The sequence below is a fragment of the Rahnella sp. AN3-3W3 genome, from assembly GCF_003263545.1.
Lineage (GTDB): Bacteria > Pseudomonadota > Gammaproteobacteria > Enterobacterales > Enterobacteriaceae > Rahnella > Rahnella variigena.
Map to the genome: position 1 here is coordinate 1 of NZ_JYDG01000156.1, position 1582 is coordinate 1582.

Genomic DNA, 1582 nt, shown 5'->3' on the forward strand with positions numbered 1-1582 from the left:
GGGGAGGGAGTTGACCGTCTTCTTTTACGAGAATCTTATGACTCCTGAATCGGTAATGGCACTGGGCAATGAGGCGATGAAAGTGGCATTAGCCGTTGCTGCGCCTTTGTTGCTGGCCGCGCTGGTCACCGGGCTTATCGTCAGCCTGTTGCAGGCGGCGACGCAGATCAACGAACAAACGCTGTCATTCATCCCTAAGATCCTGGCTGTGGTAGCGACTATCGTTATCGCCGGTCCGTGGATGCTAAATCTGCTGCTCGATTACATGCGCACGTTGTTTTCCAACCTGCCGTACATCATCGGGTAATCTATGGTTTCCTTCGACAGCACCCAGCTCGCCGGATGGCTGAGCATGTACTTCTGGCCTCTGCTGCGAATTCTGGCGCTGATCAGCACTGCGCCGATCACCAGTGAAAAGTCAGTCCCTAACCGGGTGAAACTCGGTCTGGGGATGATGATTACCTTCCTGATTGCCCCTTCTCTGCCACCGGTGGACACGCCGATTTTCTCCACCCCCGCGCTGTGGCTGGCGATGCAGCAAATCATGATTGGCACCGCGTTAGGCATCACAATGCAACTGGCATTTGCGGCTATTCGTATGGCGGGTGAGATTATGGGTTTGCAGATGGGGATTTCTTTTGCCACGTTTTATGACCCGAGCAATCGCCTGAACACTCCGCTGCTGGCGCAGTTTTTAAACCTGCTGGCAGTGCTGTTGTTCCTGACGTTTAACGCGCATCTGTGGCTGATTTCCCTGCTGGCTGACAGCTTCCACACCCTGCCTATCAGCCATAATCCGGTCAATGCCGAAGGGTTTATGGCGGTCGCCAAAGCGGGCAGTATCGTATTCAGCGGCGGAATGATGCTGGCATTACCGATTGTGACATTGCTGCTGACGCTGAACATGGCGCTCGGCCTGTTAAACCGTGTCACGCCACAGCTTTCCGTTTTCGTTATCGGTTTCCCGCTGACGCTCAGCATCGGTGTTCTGGCGATAGGCCTGATGATGCCAATGCTCGCCCCGTTCAGCGAGCATCTGTTCAGTGAGATCCTGGATAAGATCGTGTTGATCATGAATCAGCTGGCGATGGATTAACGCCTGGCTTTTAGTACTGCACAGTTATTTACAACAACAAACCCAGGTTTTCGCAGCCATCGGGGTTAAATGAGCTCCACTCCACTCAGGCACGGCCCGGGAAGCCTTATCCATATCTTCGGGCCAGCGGACGGTTCTGAACGGCGTCCAGTCCGGCGGTGTATCGGTTCGAAGGGGTTTATCAGACACGGCTTTTCCCTGCATATACTGGCAACAGGCGCTCCATAGTCCATACACGTCATGGATACTGCCCACGGTCCAGGTCAGGACAAAGCGATCCGCCACCTGATACGTGCCCGGACGGCAAACCGCGCAGTAAACACGGTGCCCCCAGTCCGCATGTCCGGACATCTCAACCCGCTCGCCCTGAATATCCGCCCAGTCAAATACCTTGATCGTCACCGGCCAGCGAGCCCACGGCCAGATGCTTTTTTTATACTCGTAGACATACACTTTTTGCTGCTTTCGGTTAAAGCGAACAGGTGC

3 protein-coding genes are annotated in these 1582 nt (G+C 54.6%); 2 read left to right on the forward strand and 1 reads right to left on the reverse strand.

Annotation, left to right across the window (positions count from 1 at the left end; genetic code table 11):
• Nucleotides 1-37: 37 nt before the first annotated feature.
• Nucleotides 38-307: a flagellar biosynthesis protein FliQ gene (gene fliQ, locus UC15_RS25590; RefSeq protein ID WP_104922231.1), complete on the forward strand. Its 270-nt coding sequence runs from the start codon at nucleotides 38-40 to the stop codon at nucleotides 305-307.
• 3 nt (nucleotides 308-310) lie between these two features.
• Nucleotides 311-1096 carry a flagellar biosynthetic protein FliR gene (gene fliR, locus UC15_RS25595; protein ID WP_112292038.1) on the forward strand — a complete coding sequence of 262 codons (786 nt, stop codon included), beginning with the start codon at nucleotides 311-313 and terminating at the stop codon, nucleotides 1094-1096.
• A gap of 24 nt (nucleotides 1097-1120) precedes the next feature.
• Here the strand turns inward: fliR and UC15_RS25600 are convergent.
• The coding region (locus UC15_RS25600; protein WP_369964718.1) for a DUF6708 domain-containing protein at nucleotides 1121-1582 on the reverse strand (462 nt) is incomplete at its 5' end.

Bases quoted from the DNA above. Each gene is read 5' to 3' on its own strand.
- fliR (WP_112292038.1), top strand. From the start codon at position 311: ATGGTTTCCTTCGACAGCACCCAGCTCGCCGGATGGCTGAGCATGTAC.
- fliQ (WP_104922231.1), top strand. From the start codon at position 38: ATGACTCCTGAATCGGTAATGGCACTGGGCAATGAGGCGATGAAAGTG.